The organism is Pseudomonas cistanchae, assembly GCF_054483635.1.
The window spans coordinates 649,812-670,341 of the sequence record NZ_JBTLWN010000002.1 but is presented as its reverse complement, the minus strand read 5'-3'; the positions used below and the strand labels follow the sequence as shown (position 1 = coordinate 670,341).

22 protein-coding genes and 1 tRNA gene are annotated in these 20,530 nt (G+C 62.1%); 13 read left to right on the top strand and 10 right to left on the bottom strand.

Translation table 11 applies throughout. The features are described from left to right. Positions 1–5 precede the first annotated feature (5 nt). The 4 genes from ACX0MV_RS09945 to ACX0MV_RS09930 all read right to left on the bottom strand — a co-directional run bounded on the left by ACX0MV_RS09945 (position 6) and on the right by ACX0MV_RS09930 (position 3,813). Positions 6–1,265, bottom strand: coding sequence for an OprD family porin (locus ACX0MV_RS09945; RefSeq protein WP_458982327.1), 1,260 nt, complete (start codon positions 1,263–1,265; stop codon positions 6–8). A gap of 136 nt (positions 1,266–1,401) precedes the next feature. Beyond that, positions 1,402–2,268, bottom strand: coding sequence for an MBL fold metallo-hydrolase (locus ACX0MV_RS09940; protein WP_458982326.1), 867 nt, complete (start codon positions 2,266–2,268; stop codon positions 1,402–1,404). 2 nt (positions 2,269–2,270) lie between these two features. Then, positions 2,271–3,200 (bottom strand): flavin-nucleotide-binding protein, encoded by a 930-nt coding sequence (locus ACX0MV_RS09935; protein WP_458982325.1) that lies wholly within the window; start codon positions 3,198–3,200, stop codon positions 2,271–2,273. A gap of 16 nt (positions 3,201–3,216) precedes the next feature. Further along, positions 3,217–3,813, bottom strand: a complete 597-nt coding sequence (locus tag ACX0MV_RS09930) for a glutathione S-transferase family protein (RefSeq protein WP_458982324.1) — start codon at positions 3,811–3,813, stop codon at positions 3,217–3,219. Between the two features lie 135 nt (positions 3,814–3,948). On the opposite strand from ACX0MV_RS09930, the gene ACX0MV_RS09925 reads away from it, so the two are divergent. The 6 genes from ACX0MV_RS09925 to ACX0MV_RS09900 all read left to right on the top strand — a co-directional run bounded on the left by ACX0MV_RS09925 (position 3,949) and on the right by ACX0MV_RS09900 (position 8,433). Then, a complete protein-coding gene (locus ACX0MV_RS09925; protein ID WP_458982323.1) occupies positions 3,949–4,515 on the top strand; it encodes a TetR/AcrR family transcriptional regulator in 567 nt (188 codons plus the stop codon). Positions 4,516–4,619: 104 nt separating this feature from the next. After that, a complete protein-coding gene (locus tag ACX0MV_RS09920; RefSeq protein ID WP_458982322.1) occupies positions 4,620–5,777 on the top strand; it encodes a DUF5610 domain-containing protein in 1,158 nt (385 codons plus the stop codon). A gap of 44 nt (positions 5,778–5,821) precedes the next feature. After that, positions 5,822–6,067, top strand: a complete 246-nt coding sequence (locus ACX0MV_RS09915; RefSeq protein WP_458982321.1) for a glutaredoxin family protein — start codon at positions 5,822–5,824, stop codon at positions 6,065–6,067. A gap of 45 nt (positions 6,068–6,112) precedes the next feature. Further along, positions 6,113–6,997 carry a chemotaxis protein CheV gene (locus tag ACX0MV_RS09910; RefSeq protein WP_458982320.1) on the top strand — a complete coding sequence of 295 codons (885 nt, stop codon included), beginning with the start codon at positions 6,113–6,115 and terminating at the stop codon, positions 6,995–6,997. 148 nt (positions 6,998–7,145) lie between these two features. Continuing rightward, positions 7,146–8,237, top strand: a complete 1,092-nt coding sequence (locus ACX0MV_RS09905) for a DUF1615 domain-containing protein (protein WP_458982319.1) — start codon at positions 7,146–7,148, stop codon at positions 8,235–8,237. Positions 8,238–8,356: 119 nt separating this feature from the next. Further along, a tRNA-Pro gene (locus ACX0MV_RS09900) sits at positions 8,357–8,433 on the top strand. Positions 8,434–8,508: 75 nt separating this feature from the next. On the opposite strand, the gene ACX0MV_RS09895 is transcribed toward ACX0MV_RS09900, so the two are convergent. Both ACX0MV_RS09895 and mobA read right to left on the bottom strand, forming a co-directional pair. Continuing rightward, positions 8,509–8,730, bottom strand: a complete 222-nt coding sequence (locus ACX0MV_RS09895) for a YgdI/YgdR family lipoprotein (RefSeq protein ID WP_458982318.1) — start codon at positions 8,728–8,730, stop codon at positions 8,509–8,511. Between the two features lie 74 nt (positions 8,731–8,804). Beyond that, positions 8,805–9,401 (bottom strand): molybdenum cofactor guanylyltransferase MobA, encoded by a 597-nt coding sequence (mobA, locus tag ACX0MV_RS09890; RefSeq protein WP_458982317.1) that lies wholly within the window; start codon positions 9,399–9,401, stop codon positions 8,805–8,807. A 68-nt stretch (positions 9,402–9,469) separates the two neighbouring features. Here mobA and moaB point away from each other — a divergent pair, with 68 nt between their 5' ends. Together moaB and ACX0MV_RS09880 are read left to right on the top strand one after the other, a co-directional pair. After that, positions 9,470–10,009, top strand: coding sequence for a molybdenum cofactor biosynthesis protein B (gene moaB / locus ACX0MV_RS09885; protein WP_458982316.1), 540 nt, complete (start codon positions 9,470–9,472; stop codon positions 10,007–10,009). Continuing rightward, complete coding sequence (locus ACX0MV_RS09880; RefSeq protein ID WP_458982315.1) at positions 10,006–11,220, top strand: molybdopterin molybdotransferase MoeA; 1,215 nt, start codon at positions 10,006–10,008, stop codon at positions 11,218–11,220. Before moaB ends, ACX0MV_RS09880 begins: the two co-directional genes overlap by 4 nt. 44 nt (positions 11,221–11,264) lie before the next feature. On the opposite strand, the gene ACX0MV_RS09875 is transcribed toward ACX0MV_RS09880, so the two are convergent. The 3 genes from ACX0MV_RS09875 to ACX0MV_RS09865 form a co-directional block, all read right to left on the bottom strand. Continuing rightward, complete coding sequence (locus ACX0MV_RS09875) at positions 11,265–11,882, bottom strand: NAD(P)H-dependent oxidoreductase (RefSeq protein ID WP_458982314.1); 618 nt, start codon at positions 11,880–11,882, stop codon at positions 11,265–11,267. Continuing rightward, positions 11,875–13,269, bottom strand: a complete 1,395-nt coding sequence (locus tag ACX0MV_RS09870) for a class II fumarate hydratase (protein WP_458982313.1) — start codon at positions 13,267–13,269, stop codon at positions 11,875–11,877. Before ACX0MV_RS09870 ends, ACX0MV_RS09875 begins: the two co-directional genes overlap by 8 nt. 80 nt (positions 13,270–13,349) lie before the next feature. Beyond that, on the bottom strand, positions 13,350–14,360 hold the full coding sequence (locus ACX0MV_RS09865; RefSeq protein ID WP_458982312.1) for a DUF2804 domain-containing protein: 1,011 nt from the start codon (positions 14,358–14,360) through the stop codon (positions 13,350–13,352). A gap of 256 nt (positions 14,361–14,616) precedes the next feature. Between ACX0MV_RS09865 and ACX0MV_RS09860 the strand changes: the two genes are divergently transcribed. From ACX0MV_RS09860 to ACX0MV_RS09840, 5 genes are all read left to right on the top strand, one after another. After that, positions 14,617–15,114, top strand: coding sequence for a DUF2059 domain-containing protein (locus ACX0MV_RS09860; RefSeq protein WP_458982311.1), 498 nt, complete (start codon positions 14,617–14,619; stop codon positions 15,112–15,114). 10 nt (positions 15,115–15,124) lie between these two features. Then, positions 15,125–15,421: a BolA family protein gene (locus ACX0MV_RS09855; protein WP_458982310.1), complete on the top strand. Its 297-nt coding sequence runs from the start codon at positions 15,125–15,127 to the stop codon at positions 15,419–15,421. Positions 15,422–15,583: 162 nt separating this feature from the next. Beyond that, positions 15,584–16,522, top strand: a complete 939-nt coding sequence (trhO, locus tag ACX0MV_RS09850) for an oxygen-dependent tRNA uridine(34) hydroxylase TrhO (RefSeq protein WP_458982309.1) — start codon at positions 15,584–15,586, stop codon at positions 16,520–16,522. Between the two features lie 2 nt (positions 16,523–16,524). Next, positions 16,525–17,157, top strand: a complete 633-nt coding sequence (locus tag ACX0MV_RS09845) for a DsbA family protein (protein WP_458982308.1) — start codon at positions 16,525–16,527, stop codon at positions 17,155–17,157. Next, positions 17,150–18,928: an ABC transporter ATP-binding protein gene (locus ACX0MV_RS09840; RefSeq protein WP_458982307.1), complete on the top strand. Its 1,779-nt coding sequence runs from the start codon at positions 17,150–17,152 to the stop codon at positions 18,926–18,928. Before ACX0MV_RS09845 ends, ACX0MV_RS09840 begins: the two co-directional genes overlap by 8 nt. A 64-nt stretch (positions 18,929–18,992) precedes the next feature. Here ACX0MV_RS09840 and ACX0MV_RS09835 read toward each other — a convergent pair whose 3' ends face one another. Then, positions 18,993–20,489: a TolC family protein gene (locus ACX0MV_RS09835; protein WP_458982306.1), complete on the bottom strand. Its 1,497-nt coding sequence runs from the start codon at positions 20,487–20,489 to the stop codon at positions 18,993–18,995. Positions 20,490–20,530: the final 41 nt, after the last annotated feature.

The following is a 20,530-nucleotide window of genomic DNA, read 5'->3' as shown; positions in this document are numbered from 1 at the left end:
GCCTGTCACAGCAGCGGCAGGGTGTAGCTGACGATCAGACGGTTCTCGTCGATATCGCGACCGAAGTTGTTGCGCATGGTCGCGTTACGCCATTTCAGGCCGAGGTTCTTGAAGGTGCCTTCCTGAACCACATAGGCGATGTCCATGTTGCGTTCCCATTCCTTGCCATCCGCCAGCGCGCCGCGGTCGATGTTGTCGCCCGTCAGGTAGCGGGTCATGAAGGTCAGGCCGGGAATGCCGATGGAGGCGAAGTTGAAGTCGTAACGCGCCTGCCAGGAAGTTTCGTCCTTGGCCGCGAAGTTGCCGATCTGCACGTAGTTGACCAGGAACGGGTCAGTACCGCCGACGTAGGCGAAGCCGGTGTCGCCGCTCATCTTCTGGTAGCCGAGGCCGAGGCTGTGGCCGCTCAGCGCGTAGGTAACCATCGCACCGAAGGCCTTGTTGTCGACATTGCTCACCCCGTCATCGGTGGAGCGGGCGTAGCGCAGGTCGGTTTTCAGCGACTGCTTGTCGCCCAGTGGCAGCACGTGCACCAGGTTGAAGGAATGCTGCTTATACATGTCCTCCAGGTTGCTGTAGTAGTAACCGCCGGTGAGGCTGTCGGTGAGCTTGTAGTTGCCGCCGGCGAAGATGAACTCGTTCGACTGGTTGGGATTGCCGCCGAAGGTAATTCCGCTCAGGGTGAACTGATTCAGCGTCATGTCTTCGTAATCGGCGGAGTTGCGGTTGTTGACCTCGTCGAGGTAACCGGCGTCGAGGGTCAGCCCGGCGATGTCCTTGGAGACGATGTTGCCGCCGCGGAACACCTGCGGCAGCAGGCGGCTGTCGCTGGAACCGATGGCCTGGTTCTTCAGCTGCAGCGAGCCGACTTTGAGCACGCTTTCGGAGATCTTCGCCTTGGCCGTCAGGCCCAGGCCGCCGTAGTAGTCCTGCGAACCGCCGGAGCGATCCGGGTTGAGCAGGCCGCTGCCGGAGGTGCCGTCACCGGAGTCCAGCTTGAAGCCCAGGGTGCCCAGGGCATCGACGCCAAAACCGACGGTGCCTTCGGTGTAGCCGGATTCCAGACGCAGCAGAAAGCCCTGCGCCCATTCTTCCTGCTTGGACTGGCCGGCGTCTTCGCGGAAATCACGGTTGAAATAGAAATTGCGCGCTTCGATGCTCGCTTTGCTGTCCTCAAGGAACGCGGCCTGAGCCACGGCAGGCAGGGCAAGGCTGGCGCCCAGGGTGGCAAGCGCCACGGCACGGGCTAGCGGAGTTTTACTCATTATTGTTGTCTCCTCATTGGTGTGCGGTCCGGTTTGTAACCGGCCTGTTACGGCGCTGTGAAATAAACCATGCGGCACGCAAACAGACCTTTAGACTTTAGTCGGCACGCCAAATCCACCTGTGCTTTATAACTGACTACTCGGTCCACTTCGGGTAATAGCCCAGTTGCTGCTGCACCTGGGCATCGTGCGCCGGGACCACTACCAGTGCCGGTTCGCGCTTGATCAACTGATGGACGTGCTGCAATACCTGACGCGTTTCCTCGCGGTCGTTATCGACCATGTTGCGGCTGATCCAGAACTTCTCCCTGGGTCCGGTGAAGCCTTCGAGTCGCCAGCTGGCGTCGCCGGTGAAGAAAAACCGCCGTCCGTCTTCAAGGGTGATGAACAGCCCGACCGACCCTGGGGTGTGACCGCGCATCGGCACCAACACCAGACTGCCGTCGCCGAACAGATCATGGCTATCGCTGAAGCCCATGAACGGCTGCGCCGCAAATCCGTAAGGCACCCACTTGATCGTGTGGGCGAACTGGCTGGGGAGGATCGCCGGCGGCGTGGCGATATGAATGAACTCGATCTCTTCATAGGGCGCCCACACCGGCACCTCGGCGAAATCGGCCAGCCCTGAAGCATGGTCCCAATGGGCATGGGACAACAGAATGCGGTCGACACGAATGCCGTCGCGGTCCAGCTGGTCGCGCACCGGCTGCACCGCGCCGTATTGCAGCAGCGGCTTGTCATACCAAGGCATTTCGCTGGCGAACTGGCTGTCGACCTGACGCCCCAGGGAGGTGTCGAACAGCAGCGTTGCCGCGTGGTGCTCGATCAGCACGGCCATATGACTGGCGACTGCGGTTTCCGTCCACTTGCCACCGGCCACGGTAAAGGCATCGAGGGTTCTGGTTTCTGCGGTTTTTACCAGGCTGAAGCGCAGCCCGGCGGCTTCGCTACAGAGGCTGGCGAGACTGAGTAGCACGGCCAGCAAGAGTCGAGGTGCAGGCATGGTCAATGTCCTTGCGACGGCAGGAAAGGGGAGGGTTGCGCTTGGCCAAAGGCCAGTGGCAAGCGTGCTTTGCGCAGCAGCCAGTTGCCCGGCGTCAGGGCGACTACCCGCTCGGCGCCGACCGGCAGAACCTGGCCACGGGCGGCGATCTGTTCGGGCCAGAGCAGCTCCGCGCGAGCCTGCAAATGCAGCAGGTCGCCGGTGGTGAAATCGATCAGCAACAGGCTGCAGCGAGGTTCCAGCAGCAGATTGCCAAGGGTGTTGAACATCAGGTTGCCGCTGTAATCGGGCAGCCACAGGCGACCGTCTTCAGCCAGCTCGAGAAAGCCCGGGTTACCGCCGCGGTGGGACATGTCCACGCCGCCATTGGCGGTGCCGGCGTTGTGGCTGGCGATAAATAGGGTATCGGCTTGCTTGAGCAAGGCCCGCCAGCGCTGATCAAGGCCGCTGCCCTGCACCATGCCGGCCGCCTGGCGTGGCACGGCGTGCCAATCGCGTGCCTGGATGTATTTCGGGCAGTTGCCGAAGGATTGACGCACTTGCAGGGTAAAGCCCTGCTCGTCGCGCTGAATGATCTCGCCATTCAGCCGATTGCGCCTGCGCGTCGGCAGCTCCAGCCCGAGCACGCCAAGCAGCGCGCCTTCCTGCACCTGCGTGGTCAGGGGGTCGTCAGCATCAATTACTGCATCGACACGCAATTGATCCGCTTGTGGCGAATAGGCAAAGCCCGGCGCCCCATGCAGAACGGATGCATGGGGCTGACCATCCGCGCCGCGGCTGCCAACCAGCAACCAGGGCTGCGCGGCAAAGAACGTGCGGTGCTGCTCGGGCATATGGTCGCGGATGACCCGTTGGCCGATTTGCTCGAGCTTGTCGCGCACACCCAGGCGCGTCTGGATGGCTTGTTCGCCGGGATGGAAGGGGCTGTTCATGGTTACTCCTTGGCGGTCAAAGCCCAGGCATGCCGATATAGCCGGGAAGGGCGCGGATGCGAGCGAACCAGCCATGGAGATGAGCATAGGGCGCCAGGTCGATGTCGCCATCGCCTGCCAAGGCGACGTAGGGGTAAACGGCGATATCGGCAATGCTCGGCAGCGAGCCCTGGGCCAGCCAGCGGTGCTCCGCCAAATGCTCATCGAGCAAGCGCAAGGCTGCGACCGCTTTGCTGTGGGCGGCATCGTGATCGACGGGTAGCGCAAACAGTTTGCCGAGCCGGGCCGTGGCCGGGCCGTGGTGAATTTCGTTGGCAGCGAAGCTCAGCCAACTGGCGATGCGCGCCTGACTGATCGGGTCTAGCGGGTACCAGCTTTCATCGGCATAGCGGCGCGCCAGGTAAACCAGAATCGCCTGGGAGTCACCCAGTCGCAGTTCGCCATCGACCAGCGCCGGGATCTGCCCGCGTGGATTGATCGCCAGGTAGGCCGCCTGTTTGTGTTCGCCGGCGCGCAGGTCGAGGGAAAGCAGGTCGGCGCGCTGACCAATCAGGCTCAACAGCAGACGGGCTTTGTAGCAGTTGCCAGACAGGTCCAGGTCGTAAAGCTGCATTGTGATGCTCCAGTGCGGTGAAGGTTGTCTGGATAATAGACAGACAGGTCTGTATATTTCAAGCAATGATTTTGTCCTTGCGCTAAAGACCTGCTGATCGACCTTGCGCATAATGGCCGCCCTGGGAGGTTTCACATGGCATCAAATAAACGCGAACAGTTGCTCAATACCGCGCTTGAGCTGTTCTACCGCGAGGGTTATCACAGCACCGGCATCGACCGCATCCTGGCCGAATCGGGAGTCGCGAAGATGACGCTCTACAAGTATTTCAAGTCCAAGGACGAGCTGATTCTCGCGGTCCTGCAGACTCAGCACGAACAGCTCAGCGCCCGTATGCAGCAGGCACTGGCTGGTCTGCAGCCGCGTGCGGCCGTGCTTGCGGTGTTCGATGGTTTGCATCTTTGGCTGAGCGAGCAGGGCTTCTGCGGATGCCTGTTTCTGCACGCGGCGGCGGAGTTCCAGCGGCGCGATCACCCGATCCATCAGCAGGCGGCCGAGCACAAACGCTCGTTGCTGCAGTTCTTCACGGGCGCATTGACGTCCATGCGGGTCGAGCAACCCGAGCAACTGGCGGCGCAGCTGCAATTCCTGTTTGAAGGTGCGCTGAGCATGGCGCACCTGTATGGCCCCGGGCAGCAGGCTGTACAGGCCAAGGCGGCCGTCGAACGTCTGCTCGACGTTGCGATTACCGCACCGGCCTGACGCTGCGGCGCCCAGCACCGTTGGTCGGCGCCGTTGAATTTAGCCTCAAGGTTTGCCTGTTTGGGCCGTCAAAGTGGCAAACGTTCCTTTCAAGGTAACTCGCCATGAATACCCTGCCTTCGTTGACTTCGTCCGCTTCACGCTCCACTCCCGTGAGCAATCATCCGGTCGTGCGCAATGCCGACGATGCGCAAAAATTGCTGGCCAATCGCCTGGCTGAGCGGCTTGGCCTCGAGCCAGGCTCGCTGGACGGTAAAAGCAATGACTACACCCCGGAAAAAGTCGCCGGGCGCATCCTCGATTTTATCGAGCAGCGCCTGGAGACAGAGGCGGCCGGGGGCGCCGATCCGGCCAAACTGCGGAACTTGCTGGGGCAGGCGCGCGAGGGTGTGGAAAAAGGTTTCGCCGAGGCGCGCAAGATCATCGACAGCATGAACGCCTATAAAGGCAAAGTCGCCACTGATATGGACGACACCTACACGCGTCTTCAGGATGGCCTGGCCGCCCTGGATCGAAAATTCAACCCGACCGCTGCCGCCCCCGCCACCAACACCACAGGCATTGCGTCCTACAGCGAGCGCTTTACCGCGCAAGCGGAAACCTTCGAGATGCAGGTCACCACCCGTGACGGTGACCGCTTGAAGATATCGGTTGCCCAGGCGTCGGCCAACTGGTCGAAAACCGGGGTTGCAGCCGCGAGTAATGGCGATTCGTCAGCCGTGGTGGGTAGCAGCCAGAGCGGCAGCATGCAGATTGGCGGCTGGCAGGTCGATGTCGAGGGCGAACTGGATGAACAGGAGCGCGCCGCCCTGGAGAAGCTGTTTGGTCAGGTGCAGGACCTGTCCAACAAATTCTATGCCGGCGACCTGTCCGGCGCGTTCGACCGCGCCATGGCGCTGGACATGGACGGCGAGCAGCTTGCGTCGATGTCGCTGCGCCTGACCCAGACCAGCGTGCGTCAGTCCACGGACGCGTACAGCACCGTGGCGGAGCAGGGTGGCCAGGCTGCCAGTGCAGTGAACAGCTCGCTGCTCGACTACGCCCAAAGCATGCTCGACGCGCTGCGCAACAGCACCAAGCTGCTTGAAGATGGCAAAGGTGGTTTGCAGGAATTGCTCAAAGGCGGCTTCTCCTTGGATGAGCGCTTTGACGCGCCGCGGCTGGACAAGGCCGAACAACTCAACAATCGACTGCTTGATGGTTTGCAAGGCTTGCTCGGTTCCACGCTGGCGCAAAGCGGCGAGGGCCCGGCGACCAGCTGAGCCAGTGCTAAACTGCAGCCTTCACGGTTTATGGAGGCCGGCTCATGCTCCCCGAATGCCAATTGTTCGGCACGCTCGGCTGTCATCTTTGCGAGGTTGCAGAAGCGATTTTAATGCCCATTGTTGAGCATGGGCTCCTGGTCGAGCTGGTTGATATCGCCGAACAGGAAAGTCAGCTCGAAGCCTATGGCTTGCGCATCCCGGTGCTGCGCCGCTGCGACACGGGCGCTGAGCTGGACTGGCCGTTCGATGCCGACCAGGTGGTGAACTTCTTGCGCGAGAGCACGTAGGTTGAGGCGAGCTGATCAAGCATTTTCTCTAGAAGGATTGTGGTCATGGCGTTAGTACAGGGAGATGCGTTGTCGCTGCTGCTGTTCCGGTTGCACAGCGGCAGGCTGTTGGGAATCAACCTGCTTAAGGTCAACGAAATCATTCCTTGCCCGCAGCTGACCAAGCTGCCGAGCAGTCATCCCCATGTGCGGGGAGTGGCCTCACTGCGGGGCATGTCGCTCACGGTGATCGACCTGGCGCGCGCGGTTGGCGAGCCCGCGCGCGATGACAACCGGGATGGCTGCCTGATCGTTACCGAATTAAGCCGTTCCAGGCAGGGGCTGCAGGTGCAGAGCGTGGAGCGGATCGTCCAGTGCTCGACCCGCGACGTTCGCCCGCCACCCGCAGGCTCGGGAATCAAGGCGTTCATCACCGGGGTTACCCAGATCGATGGCGTCATCGTGCAGATTCTCGACATCGAAAAGGTGCTGCACGAAATTGTTCCGGCAGTGCCCGAAGAGCTTGATGAACGCATGCTCAGCGAGGCTGAGCGCAAGCTGTTGATGGGGCGTCGGGTGCTGGTCGTCGACGACTCCCACGTGGCCCTGCAGCAGACTCTCAATACCTTGCGCAAGCTCGACCTTGATTGTCAGGCCGTCAGAAGCGCGGCCGCTGCCCAGGAAATGCTGCTGGGCCAGGCCGAGGCCGGCTACCCGATCGAAGTGCTGGTTTCGGACATCGAAATGCCGGAGATGGACGGCTACGACTTGGTCCGCGAAATTCGCAAAAGCCAGACCATCGGCAACACCTACGTACTGCTACACACCTCGCTGGACAGCACCATGAACACCGAGAAGGCGCGCTTGGTCGGTGCCAACGACGTGTTGACCAAGTTCTCCACGGTGGACCTGAGCAAGGCGTTGGTGCGCGCTTTTCAAAGCTTGGAGTAATCGCCGGAATGCTGGACGTCTGCAGGTCCGTGGTGGCTGCGGTGCCAGCGGCAAGACGGCATGAACGGCCTGGCCAGCAGCAGGTCTCAAGGTTTCTTGCCGCGCAGCCAGTTCGGGCTTCCCGTGGACGGGCCTACAGGACCTTTCGATGAAACCATTGCGTCACGTTGGCGTAGTCGGCCTCGCCGTTGCGATGCTGGCCGGCTGCACCTCGCACCGTTCCCAGAACACACCACCGCCGCGTCCGGCTGAGGTACGCGCCGAGATCGTCCGGCTGATACCAGCAACCGTCGCTGATCGTGCGGGCTGGGCGACCGATATCCAGGTGGCGTTGTTCGCCCAAGATATTGCACCCACCCGCGAAAACATCTGTTCGGTGCTGGCCGTTGTCGAGCAGGAGTCGACCTATCAGGTTGACCCGCCTGTGCCTGGCTTGGCGAAGATTGCGCGACAGGAAATCCAGCGCCGCGCCCGGCAGCTGCATATCCCGGAATTTCTGGTGAGTTCGGCGCTGCGAATCGAATCGCCGAATGGCAAGAGCTACAGCAAGCGCCTGGATGCCGTGCGTACCGAAAGGGATATGGGCGCGATCTTCGACGACTTCATCGGCATGGTCCCGCTCGGCAAACAGCTGTTCGGCAACCACAACCCGGTGCGCACGGGAGGGCCGATGCAGGTCAGCATTGCCTTTGCCGAAGCCAACGCAGAGCGTTATCCCTATCCGGTAAACGAGTCGGTGCGTCAGGAAGTATTCAGCCGCCGGGGCGGTATGTTTTTCGGCATCGCTCACCTGCTGGGTTACCCGGCGAATTACTCGCAACCGCTGTATCGATTCGCCGACTTCAACGCCGGCTGGTATGCCAGCCGCAATGCGGCGTTCCAGCAGGCAGTCAGCCTGGCCTCGGGCATTCCGCTGGCCTTGGATGGCGATCTGATTCGCCATGGCTCACGCACGCCGGGCGCCACTGAACTGGCGGTGCGCACGTTGGGCAAGCAATTGCGCATGAGCGATGCCGCTATCAGGCGCGCATTGGAACAGGGCGAGGGGCTCGCATTCGAGACCAGCAAACTCTACGAGCGGGTATTCGAGCTGAGCGAGACACTCGAAGGCAAACCCTTGCCCCGGGCAGTGTTGCCGCGCATCACCCTGGAAAGTCCGAAGATTACCCGCAAGCTCACCACTGCCTGGTTTGCCAATCGAGTCAACGAACGCCGCCAGCGCTGCATGGCGCGCGGCTAGGGGGAGTGAATTCAACCTGAGAGGCCATTCAGCTAGGCGTTATCAGAAGAAATACCGGCTGAAAAATTCGAAGCTAACCCCTTGTGGAGCAAAACTTTTTCAGTACAATTCGGCCTATTCGGAGTGTAGCGCAGCTTGGTAGCGCGTCTCGTTCGGGACGAGAAGGTCGCAGGTTCGAATCCTGTCTCTCCGACCAATCCTGAGTATCAACCTGATACGCCGTCACAACAAAAAAGCCCGCCTAATCAGGCGGGCTTTTTTGTTGCGTTCATTACAGCTCTTTAACGGTACGCACCTGGTCCTTGTTGACCTTGGAGCGCTTGCCGTCGAGCTGCTCGAACTCATAGAAGCCCGAGTCTTCGTCGAACTCCGGCTGGTCGACGGTTTGAATTTCACGGCCGTCATTCAAGGTGATGACGGTCGGCGACGAGCAGCCCGCCAGAGCAACCATGCCGAAAGCGAGCAGCAGTGCGGAAAGGCTCCGATGATTCATGTTGTATCTCCATGGGTGATTAGCAAAGGTATTAAGCCTGGTTAACGAGTCTGACGCCCGTCCGGCGGCTAAGTTCATGATGTGCTGCCATCCACGCCGTTCGCCAGCAGTTCCGGGGTGTTGAAGTTGGCCAGCCGCGGGTCCGCGGGCTCACAGATCACCTCGCTGGGGTTCAACTGACGCAGCCAGCGCTGCGGACTGCGTTCTCCGGCAAGCCAGGCGCGCTCCAGATGAGCACTTAGCGCAGTGGGCAGCACACAGAACAGCGGCTCCCAGTAGTCCCCTTGGCGCACCACCACCGGCCGCTCCCCCGCTTTGCCAAGTAGTGCATTCAGCAGCGCACCATCAAGCAACGGTGCATCGCATGGCAGCACCAACATCTGACTATGGCGCGCCACGCTCAAGCCGGCGCGTATGCCCGCGAGCGGACCTTGAAAATCGTGTTGCTCGTCCTCAATCAGGCGGTCGGCGAACGCCGCATAGCGCTCCTGGTTACGGTTGCAGGAGATGATCAGGTCATCGGTCAGCGTGCGGGTCATCGCGTGCATCCAGCGAATGAGCGGTTGGCCGCGCCATTTCAGCAATCCTTTGTCTTGGCCGCCCATGCGCTGCCCGCGCCCGCCAGCCAGAAGGAGCACGGAGCAAGGCGGTCGTGGGGTTGCAAGCGGCATGGCAGAGCCTCGAAGGGTGGGGCTGTGATATAACATCGGGCACTCTTCAGAACAACAGGAAGCCTGCCATGAGCCACAAGGCCGAGGCGCAATTCGTGCCGCTCAACATTGCCGTTCTTACCGTCAGCGACACCCGCGCCCTCGATACCGATACTTCCGGCCAGCTGTTCGTCGATCGCCTGCAGGCAGCCGGGCATAACTTGGCAGCGCGGGTTCTGCTCAAGGACGACCTGTACAAGATTCGCGCCCAGGTCGCTACCTGGATTGCCGAAGACCAGGTGCAGGTGGTGCTGGTTACGGGCGGAACCGGGTTTACCGGCCGCGACAGCACACCCGAAGCGGTTACCTGTCTGCTGGATAAGCTGGTCGATGGCTTTGGCGAGCTGTTCCGGCAGGTTTCCGTGGCTGATATCGGCACCTCCACTGTACAGTCCAGGGCACTCGCAGGCATGGCCAATGGCACCCTCGTCTGCTGTCTGCCGGGTTCGACCAATGCCTGCCGCACCGCCTGGGATGGCATTCTTGGCGAGCAGCTGGACGCACGCCATCGCCCCTGCAATTTCGTCCCTCACCTCAAGCAAGCCGACGCCTGCGAGAGTCGTGGATGAGCAGCTGCGACCAGCCAGGACTGATGCCGGTTGAGACCGCGCTTGAGCGCCTCTTTGCGATGGCCGAAGCGGCTCCGATCAACGAAACGGAGCGGGTGAGCCTGGCTGACGGCGAAGGGCGCATACTGGCTCAATCCCTGATTGCCACACTGGATTTACCGCCGTGGGCCAATAGCGCCATGGATGGCTATGCCTTGCGCTTGGCCGACTGGACCGGTGAGCCCCTGGTGATCAGCCAGCGTATTCAAGCCGGTAGTGCACCGCTGCCACTGCAGCCCGGCACCTGTGCGCGGATTTTTACCGGCGCGCCCTTGCCGCTCGGCGCCGACACGGTGGAGATGCAGGAGAACACGACCCTGGCCGACGATGGTCGAGTCGCTTTCAGTGAGCCGCTGAAGCTGGGCCAGAACGTCCGCCTGCAGGGTCAGGAAACCCGCATCGGCGATGAAGTATTGCCCGTCGGTACGCGGATGGGCCCGATCGAACTGGGTCTAGCCGCATCCCTTGGTTGCGCCGATCTGCTGGTACGTCGGCGGCTACGGGTCGCGGTGTTGTCGACCGGTGACGAACTGGTGGAGCCGGGGCAGGCACTGGGCCCAGGGCAGATCTATAACAGTAATCGCCGGCTGTTGATCAGTTGGCTCCACCGCCTCGGTTGTGAGGCAGTCGATGCCGGCATCCTGCCCGATGATCTGCAGCAGACCCGAGCGGCGCTTGCGGCCCTGGCGGATGTCGATCTGATTCTTTCCACCGGCGGTGTATCGGTGGGCGAGGCGGATTTTCTCGGCGTGGTGCTGCGCGAAGAGGGTGAATTGGCACTCTGGAAGCTGGCGATAAAACCGGGAAAACCCTTGACCTGTGGCCACTTTCGCGGGGTTCCGGTCATCGGCCTGCCGGGCAATCCGGCGTCGACTCTGGTGACATTTGCGCTGCTTGCTAGGCCGTATCTGCTGCGCCGGCTTGGTGTGCAACGGGTCGCTCCTTTGGGCTTCAAGGTGCCCGCCGGTTTCGTATGGAGCAAGCCCGGCGCGCGCCGCGAATACCTGCGGGCGCGGCTGGAAAATGGTCAGGTACTGCCTTATCCGAACCAGAGTTCCGGCGTGCTGCGCAGCGCGGCCTGGGCGGAAGGATTTGCCGAGGTGCTGGAAGGCACGACGCTGGCCATCGGCGACAGCCTGCGGTTTATCCCGTTGAGTGAAGTGCTGGGCTAATTAATAGCGCCTATGTGTGCGCTATCAACACTTCACGGCGCTCATCAGGCACGGCTGCCCAGTTTCTGTGCCTTGCGCAGCCAGTCCTGACGCTGGGCTTCTGACGACGGTCGTACGGGTGCGAACTCGCTCAGACGGCGGGTCTTGATGCCGCTGAAGCCGAGTATCGTGCGGGTCATCTGCCGGTGCGCGGGCGCTCCGTAGATCCAGCGGAAATACCAGGGCGGGGTATCCATGGTGACCAGCAGATCGGCCGTTCGCCCACTCAGCAGCTTGTCCCATAGTTGCGAACGGTTGCGGTATTTAAAGGCGAAACCGGGCAGGAAGGTGCGGTCGAAAAAGCCCTTGAGCAGCGCCGGAATACCGCCCCACCAGACCGGGTAGACGAACACCAGGTGCTCGGCCCAGTGGATCTGCCGCTGTGCCTCGAGCAGGTCCGGTTCCAGGGTTTGGCTCTGCTCGTAGCCGTCGCGCAGAATCGGATCGAAGCTCAGCTCCCCCAGTTTCAACTGCCGCACCACGTGGCCCTTTTCCCGCGCGCCCTGGGCGTAGGCTTCAGCCAGGGCGCCGCACAGGCTGGTGCCCTTGGGGTTGCCGAGGATCATCAAAATGCGTTTGCCATCGCCTTCGTTAGGTGTCGCGCCGCTTTTTGCTTCAGTCATGCTTCCTTGCTCCCAGCATGGTTTCCGGACGTACCCAGGTATCGAATTGTTCATCGGTCACATAGCCCAGCGCCAGCGCTGCTTCACGCAGGGTAAGGCCCTCGGCATAGGCTTTCTTGGCGATTTCGGCGGCCTTGTCATAGCCAATGTGCGGGTTCAGCGCGGTCACCAGCATCAGGCCGCGCTCCAGGTGCGCGGCCATCTGCGCGCCGTCGGGTTGCATGCCGGCGATGCAGTGCTGCTGGAAGTTGCGGCAGCCATCGGCCAGCAGGCGGATGGATTGCAGCAGGTTGTAGATGATCACCGGCTTGAACACGTTGAGCTGCAGATGCCCCTGACTTGCGGCAAAGCCGATAGTGACGTCGTTGCCCATGACCTGGCAGGCGAGCATCGACAGCGCTTCGCACTGGGTGGGGTTGACCTTGCCCGGCATGATCGAGCTACCGGGCTCGTTGGCCGGCAGGCGCACTTCGGCAAAGCCTGCGCGCGGGCCTGAGCCAAGCAGGCGCAGGTCGTTGGCGATCTTCATCAAGGCCACGGCCAGGGTTTTCAGCGCACCGGACAGGCTGGTCAGGGGCTCGTGGCCTGCCAGCGCCGCGAACTTGTTCGGCGCGCTGGTCAGTGGTAGACCGCTCAGCGCGGCCAGCTCAGCGGCGATGGCTTCGGCGAAGCCGTTCGGTGCGTTCAATCCGGTTCCAACCGCAGTGCCGCCCTGGGCCAGTTCGCAAACGGCCGGTACGCAGGCGCGAATCGCATGCTCGGCGTGTTCGAGTTGGGCAACGAACGCCGAGAGTTCCTGGCCGAAGGTGATGGGGGTGGCATCCATCATGTGGGTGCGCCCGGTTTTCACCAGATCGGCATGCCGTTCGGCCTGGTCTGCCAAGCCGTCGCGCAGCTCGGCGAGGGCGGGTAGCAGCTCGTGCAGCACGGCTTGTGCGGCGGCGATGTGCATGGCGGTCGGGAAGCAATCGTTGGAGCTTTGCGCGCGATTGACGTGGTCATTCGGGTGCACCGGGCTCTTGCCGCCGCGGGCGCCACCGGCCAGCTCATTGGCACGGCCGGCAATCACTTCGTTGACGTTCATGTTGCTTTGCGTGCCGCTGCCGGTTTGCCAGACGACCAAGGGAAATTGATTGTCGTGCTGGCCGCTGAGCACCTCATCGGCGGCCTGTTCGATCAGGCGGGCGATGTCCGGCGCGAGTTCGCCGATCCGGTCGTTCACCCGCGCCGCGGCTTTCTTGATCAGCGCCAGGGCGTGCAGGACCGCGAGCGGCATGGTTTGGTCGCCGATGGCGAAGTTGATCAGCGAGCGCTGGGTTTGCGCGCCCCAGTAAGCTTCTGCCGGGACGTCGATGGGGCCAAGGCTGTCGGTTTCGATACGGCTCATAGGATTCTCCGGATGCGATTGCGCCAGTTTAGGCTGCCACAGTCGCCTGCAGGTTCAATCGGTCGCCTGGCTCCGAAGGTTTACCAGCGCGAGTGGGTGGTGCCGAGCCAGCCCAACGCCGCTTCGACCGGCACCCGTTCCCCGGCGGGCCCACGCAGCACCCCTGAATAATGACCGAACCATTGCTGGGTGTCGGCATAGAACGGGCCGATGCGGGGATGTACGTGGTGCAATTGACGAGGCGTAAACAGCAGATCGACCTGTTCGTCGGCGCTATGTAGCCGCCAGGGTGCCAGGCCTCCTTGCGGGTTCTGTTCGATGGTCACCGGCTGGTCGAGATGCAGCAGCTCGCCGCCGAACCACAGCGCGTTTTCCGAGAGGCCGCTGTAATCCGTCCAGCCGGAGCCGAAGTTGCCGGCGATGCCGCCTGGAGCGGCGAATGCCGCGCGCGTCCAGTGGCTGTACAAGGGCCAGACGCCACGACCGAAATCCGGCGCAGCAAAGCTATGCCCCACGGGGCAGCTGTAGTGCTGATCGTCCAGCTGGACGCTGCCGCTGACTGGCAGGCCCATCTGCCTGCAGGTAGCGTGGAAGCCGCGCGGGCCCAGCGGCGCAACCAGGTTTACCGATTCGAGGTGGGTAGGCCTCTGAATATCCAGGGCGACCTGCAGATGTTTGCCGCCGATCGACGGTGCCGAAACGGTCAGGCGAGCCCGCCCGGGATGTTCCGCCACGCGCAGTTGCAGCAGCGGGTGTTCGAATTCGTGACTGACTTGCGGCAGGTCGGGCAGGTGGCTGCCGCGTCCCAGCAGGCGCACCTGGCTGTGGGAAACCGCTTCGCCGGTATTCAGATCGAGAAAATAGGCCGCGCCATAGCCCACGTAATCGAGGTCGGCCTGGGTCAGCGAGAGCATCCAGTCCGGCGTGGTGATGCACCAGTGATTCCAGCGCTTACGTCGGCCCCAGTGGGTCGCGATGACGCAGTTCACCTGGGGGCGGGCGGACCAGCCGATCGCCTCCGGATTGAGGCGCCCCTTGGCGTCGCACAGCGCCATTGGTAATGCAGGCTGTGGAAGAGCAAAACTTGTCATTGGACACGTCCATGTGTGGTTATCGCAGGTGGCGGTGGCCCACGACGCAAGACAGAACAGCAGTCAAAGGAGAGTGCCCAGGCATCCGCGAGAGGGCAAGTGCTGGCATTTTGGTCTTTCGGGAGGCAGTGCGCCAGTAGGCAGGGCAAATGTGACACTGCGCACGCCTGCCTGCGCTTGAGTGGCGCGGGGGAAGGGCACAAAATGGCCGGCCAATGGGTCGAACCGACTCACCTCATGCCTTCAGGAGCACCCGATGCCTCGTTTCTCTGCCTATTCCGCCGCACTGTTGTTGGCGTGCAGCCCGCTCGCCTTAGCGGATGCCAGCAGCCATGCGGCCGACGCCGAGCGCTTTCTGCAGCTGGCCCATGCAGACAAGCTGGCGGTACCGGTGTTTGCCCAGGTGCAGCAGATGTTCGCCCAGCGCTTCGCCGAAACCAATGCGCCGCAGAGCAAGCAGGCACTGCTGGAGAGCTACCAGGCCAAGGCCAACGTCGCGTTGAACAGCGCGGTCGGCTGGGACAAACTCAAGCCCGACATGGTCAAGCTCTACACCCGCAACTTCAACGAGCAGGAGCTGAAAGACTTGATCGCGTTCTACGAATCGCCACTGGGTCAGAAAGTCCTGCAAAAAATGCCGACCCTGACCGCCGAGTCGGCGCAACTGACCCAGAGCAAGCTGGACAATGCCGTGCCGCAGGTCAATAAACTGCTCGACGACATGACCCGCGAACTGGAAGCGAAGCAGCCCTGAGGAAGCACCGATGTCGAAACTCACCCAACTTCAAGACGCATTTGCCGCATTGCAGCCCGAGCACCTCGAGGTGCTTGATGAAAGCCACATGCACAGCCGCGGCCTGGAAACCCATTACAAGGCGGTTATCGTCAGTGACCAGTTCGCCGGGCTGAACGCGGTCAAGCGTCATCAGAAAGCCTATGCCGCGCTGGGCGACCTGATGGGCCAGCTGCACGCGCTGGCGCTGCACACCTACACTCCGCAGGAATGGACAGAGCAGGGCATCGCGCCGGTTTCACCTACCTGCAAAGGGGGCAGCGCCTGAGCTGAGTGGTTCCGGCTGCCTGAATTTTGCCTGATCGGCGCTGAGACATTTTGACCCTACACGAAGGCGCTCTGGCGCCTTAAACTGCTCGCCCGCCGGCATCCCCGGCGTTTCCCATGCCCAGTCCGCCCTTTACGTGGGCGACTACTGAAGGACATCTCCATGACAGACAAAATCGTTGTGGCGGCGCTGTACAAGTTCGTCTCCCTGCCGGACTTGCACGCGCTGCGCGAACCGCTGCTGAACGCCATGCTGGATAACGGCATCAAGGGCACCCTGTTGCTCGCTGAAGAAGGCATCAACGGCACCGTGTCCGGTAGCCGCGCCGGCGTCGACGGCTTGCTCGCCTGGTTTGCCCTGGACCCGCGCCTTGCCGATATCGATCACAAGGAATCGTACTGCGATGAGCAGCCGTTCTATCGCACCAAGGTCAAGCTGAAGAAGGAAATCGTCACCCTGGGGGTCGACGGGGTGGATCCCAACCAGCGGGTCGGCACTTATGTCGAGCCCAAGGATTGGAACGCGCTGATCAGCGACCCCGAGGTGCTGCTGATCGACACGCGCAACGATTACGAAGTGGCGATCGGTACCTTCGAGGGCGCGGTCGACCCGAAGACCAAGTCATTTCGCGAGTTTCCCGAATACATCAAGGCGCACTTCGACCCAAGCAAACACAAGAAAGTCGCCATGTTCTGTACCGGCGGCATTCGCTGTGAAAAGGCTTCGAGCTATATGCTCGGCGAGGGTTTCGAGGAGGTATTCCACCTCAAGGGCGGCATTCTCAAGTACCTGGAAGAGGTGCCCGAGGAGCAGACCAAATGGCGCGGCGACTGTTTCGTTTTCGATAACCGGGTCACCGTCAGGCATGACCTGAGCGAGGGCGACTACGACCAGTGCCACGCCTGCCGTACCCCGGTTTCGGTGGCGGATCGCCAGTCCGAGTTCTATACCCCAGGTGTCAGCTGCCCGCATTGCTGGGATTCGCTACCGGAAAAAACCCGTGCCGGTGCCCGCGAACGGCAGAAGCAGATCGAGCTGGCCAAGGCCCGCAACCTGCCCCATCCGCTTGGCTACAATCCGCGTCAAACCAACGAGGGCTAGGTATGCAGGCTCGCTTGCGCTACGTGATGGACCCGATGTGTTCCTGGTGCTGGGGTTTCGCCCCGGTGCTCGACGCCCTCGCCAAGCAGGCAGATGCGGCGGGCGTCGGTCTGGATCTGGTAGCCGGCGGTCTGCGCCGCGACAGTGTGGCCATCGACGCAGCGGCGCGAGTGCGTTATCTGGGGTATTGGCAGGCAGTCAACGCCAGCACCGGACAGCTGTTCAACTTTACCGATGGCTTGCCGGTGGGCCTGGTGTACGACACCGAGCCGGCGTGCCGCGCCTTGGTCACGGCACGCAACCTCGACCCTGAGAGCGTCTGGGCATTGACCCAGTTGATCCAGGAGGCCTTTTACACCGAGGGTGTCGATGTCACCCGCGCCAGCGTCCTGGTGGCGCTGGCCGAGCGTGCCGGCATCCCGCGCATCGTGTTTGCCGAGGCCTTCGACAGCGCTGCCCAGCGTGAAGCCACGGCCGAAGATTTTCGCTGGGTTCAGCGCCTGGGGATCGCCGGCTTTCCGACTTTGCTGGCCGAGCACAATGGTCAGTTCGCGCTGCTGACCAATGGGTATCAGCCGCTCGAAGTGCTGGAGCCAATGCTCGCGCGCTGGCTGGAGCGCGCGAGCCATGCCTGACCGCTTGAGCTGGGCAGAAATTCGCCGGCTGGCCTTGCACCACAAGAAAGCATTGATTCTGGCAAACCTGGTCGCCGTTCTGGCGACCTTGTGCAGTGTGCCGATTCCGCTGTTGCTGCCGCTGTTGGTCGACGAAGTGCTGCTGAAGGATGGCGACGCAGCGCTGCAAGTGATGAACAACTTTCTGCCGCCCGAGTGGCAGGTGGCGGCTGGCTACATCGGCCTGATGCTGGTGGTGACCTTGCTGCTGCGCAGCAGTGCACTGATCTTCAATGTGCTGCAAGCCCGGCTGTTTGCCCGCTTGTCCAAGGATATCGTCTACCGCATCCGCATTCGCCTGATCGAGCGGCTCAAGCGTATCTCACTGGGCGAATACGAAAGCCTGGGTGGCGGTACGGTGACCGCCCACCTGGTGACCGATCTGGAAACCCTGGACAAGTTCGTCGGCGAGACCATGAGTCGTTTTCTGGTGGCCATGCTCACTCTGGCCGGCACCTCGGCGATCCTGCTGTGGATGCACTGGCAACTGGCGCTGCTGATTCTGCTGTTCAACCCCTTGGTCATCTACGCCACGGTGCTGCTGGGCAAGCGGGTCAAGCACCTGAAAAAGCTCGAAAACGACAGCACCTCGCACTTCACCCAGGCCCTGACCGAGACCCTGGAAGCGATCCAGGAAATCCGAGCCGGCAATCGCCAGGGCTACTTTCTCGGGCGTCTTGGCGGACGCGCCAAGGAGGTGCGCGACTACGCCGTGGCTTCGCAGTGGAAGACCGACGCGTCCAACCGCGCCAGCGGCCTGTTGTTCCAGTTCGGCATCGATGTATTCCGCGCGGCGGCGATGCTCACGGTGCTGTTCTCCGACCTGTCGATTGGTCAGATGCTCGCGGTGTTCAGCTACCTGTGGTTCATGATCGGCCCGGTCGAGCAACTGCTCAGTCTGCAATACGCCTTCTACGCCGCTGGCGGCGCCTTGACCCGGATCAACCAGTTGCTCGCCCGCGCCGACGAGCCGCAGTACCCCGCTCGGGTTGATCCATTCAAGGGCCGCGATACCGTCGGCATTCAGATCACCGGACTGAGCTTTGCGTACGGCGATGAATGGGTGCTGGATCAACTCAATCTGAACATTGCGCCGGGCGAGAAGGTTGCCGTTGTGGGGGCCAGCGGCGGCGGTAAAAGTACCCTGGTACAACTGCTCCTTGGGCTCTATACGCCGCAGGCCGGGACCATCCGCTTTGGCGGCAGCAGCCAGGAGGAGATCGGCCTGGACTGTGTGCGCGAGAACGTCGCCGTGGTGCTGCAACACCCGGCGCTGTTCAATGACAGTGTGCGCGCGAACCTGTGTATGGGCCGCGAGCGGAGCGACGATGCATGCTGGCGTGCCTTGGAAATCGCCCAGTTGGCGGACACGGTGCGCCTGTTGCCGCAAGGTTTGGACAGTATAGTCGGGCGTTCGGGGGTGCGTTTGTCGGGAGGTCAGCGTCAGCGTCTGGCCATTGCCCGCATGGTATTGGCCGAGCCCAAGGTCGTGATTCTCGACGAAGCCACGTCGGCCCTCGATGCCGCTACTGAATACGCGTTGCACCAAGCGCTCAACCAGTTCTTGCACGGGCGCACCACACTGATCATCGCTCACCGCCTCAGCGCGGTTAAGCAGGCCGACCGGGTGCTGGTATTCGATGGCGGCAGCATTGCCGAAGACGGTGGTCATCAGCAGCTGATCGCCGATGGCGGGCTCTATGCCAAGCTGTACGGGCATTTGCAGCACTGAATGAAGCGCATAAAAAAAAGCGCTTGAGCAGCGCTTTTTTTACGACGGTATCTCGGCATTCCGGCTACTCGCGAGGGGCGAAATTGCCCTGTTGCCACTGCGCTTCGTTATCCGCCAGGGCCTGGGCTATGACGCTCAGCTCGGTCGAGGGCAGCTCGCGGGGGAGCGGGTCGAGGCCGACGCTGGAAAACAGCTGTCCATAGGCGTTACGCATTTCGGCGTAGGAGAGGTCGCGCCGCAGCTCTGCTTGCAGGGCATTCAGCTCGCCCTGTATCAGCTCCAGCTCGCCGATGCCCTGTGCTTGGTAGCGATTGCGCAGTTGCTCGACGATCTGGTTATCCAGTCCCGCCAGTTCCTGGCTGGTCTGGAATTGACGCTGGGACTCGTTGAAGTTGGCGTTGGCGACATAAAGCTGCGCCAGTACCGCGATGGACATGGCCTGGCGGCGTGCATCGGCAACCGCCTGGCCGGCCTTCGCGACATCGATAGCCGCTGGCGCGGACAGCACGTTGAACAGATTCCACGTGACTTTCACGCCGTAGTCGGCCCAGCTCTGGTTGACCAGGAAGGAGTTGCTGTCGTAATGGCCGCCCAGGGAGAACTCGAGGCCTGGCAGCAGGCGCAGCATCGCTTTGCGCGTTTCCGCTGCACTGATGCGTGCCTGGTAGTCCTGTTCGCGTAATTCCGGGCGGCTGGCGAGCGCCTGTTCTTCCAGCGAGGCCATTGCTACGGTCAGTTCCGGTACCTGATAACCCTCGTTGGGTGCCAGGGTAAACGGGGTGCCCATAGGCAGGTTGATCAAGGTCGCCAGCTCGGTCTTGGCCAAGGAGAGGGCGCGCCGCTGTTCTTCCAGCTGCCGGGTCGCTTCGATAAGTGCGCGCTGATAACTGAGCGCCTGAATCGGATCGCCGATCCGTTGTTCGCTCATGCTGCGGCTGTTGTCGCGCGCCTGGCCGACACGGGCCATCAGTGCGTCGATCTTGTCCAGCAGCCGATCCGCGGCTACCGCGCGCCAATAGGCCGAGCGCACGTCCTGGGTGATGGTGTGGATCACCTTGCGCCGGCGTTCCTGCAGGATCAGGCGTTGATCGGCTTGCTGCTTGGCGCTGACGTAACTGACGCCGAAGTCGAGGACATTCCAGACCATGGTCAGGTCCGCCACGTCGCGGTCGCGGTCCTGGGAGGTCGAGGGCTCCAGCGATTGGGTGCCGGTGTCGACGCTCTGGCTGCTGGATGCGCTGACGTTGCTCCGTCCGGCGTAACCCGCCGAAAGGGCCATGCGCGGCAACATGTCGAAGGTGGCCAGGTCGACCTGACGCTCGGCCAGGGCTTCCTCCATCATTTTCAGGCGCGCTTCAAGGTTGTATTTGACGGCGCGCGCCATCGCCTCATGCAGCGTCAGCGTGCCGCTAAGCGGCTCCTGATCCTTGTACATCGCCTGCAGGTCGCTTTCAGCACGTTGCTTGCTGACGCTGCGATCAATCGGTTCGCTTGTAACGGCACAGCCGCTGATGGCCAGCGTGAGCATGCTGACCGCGAACAATTTCTGGCTTTTTCTCATCCTTGTGCCGCCCCCTTTTGTCACGGCGCAGTGTTTCTTTT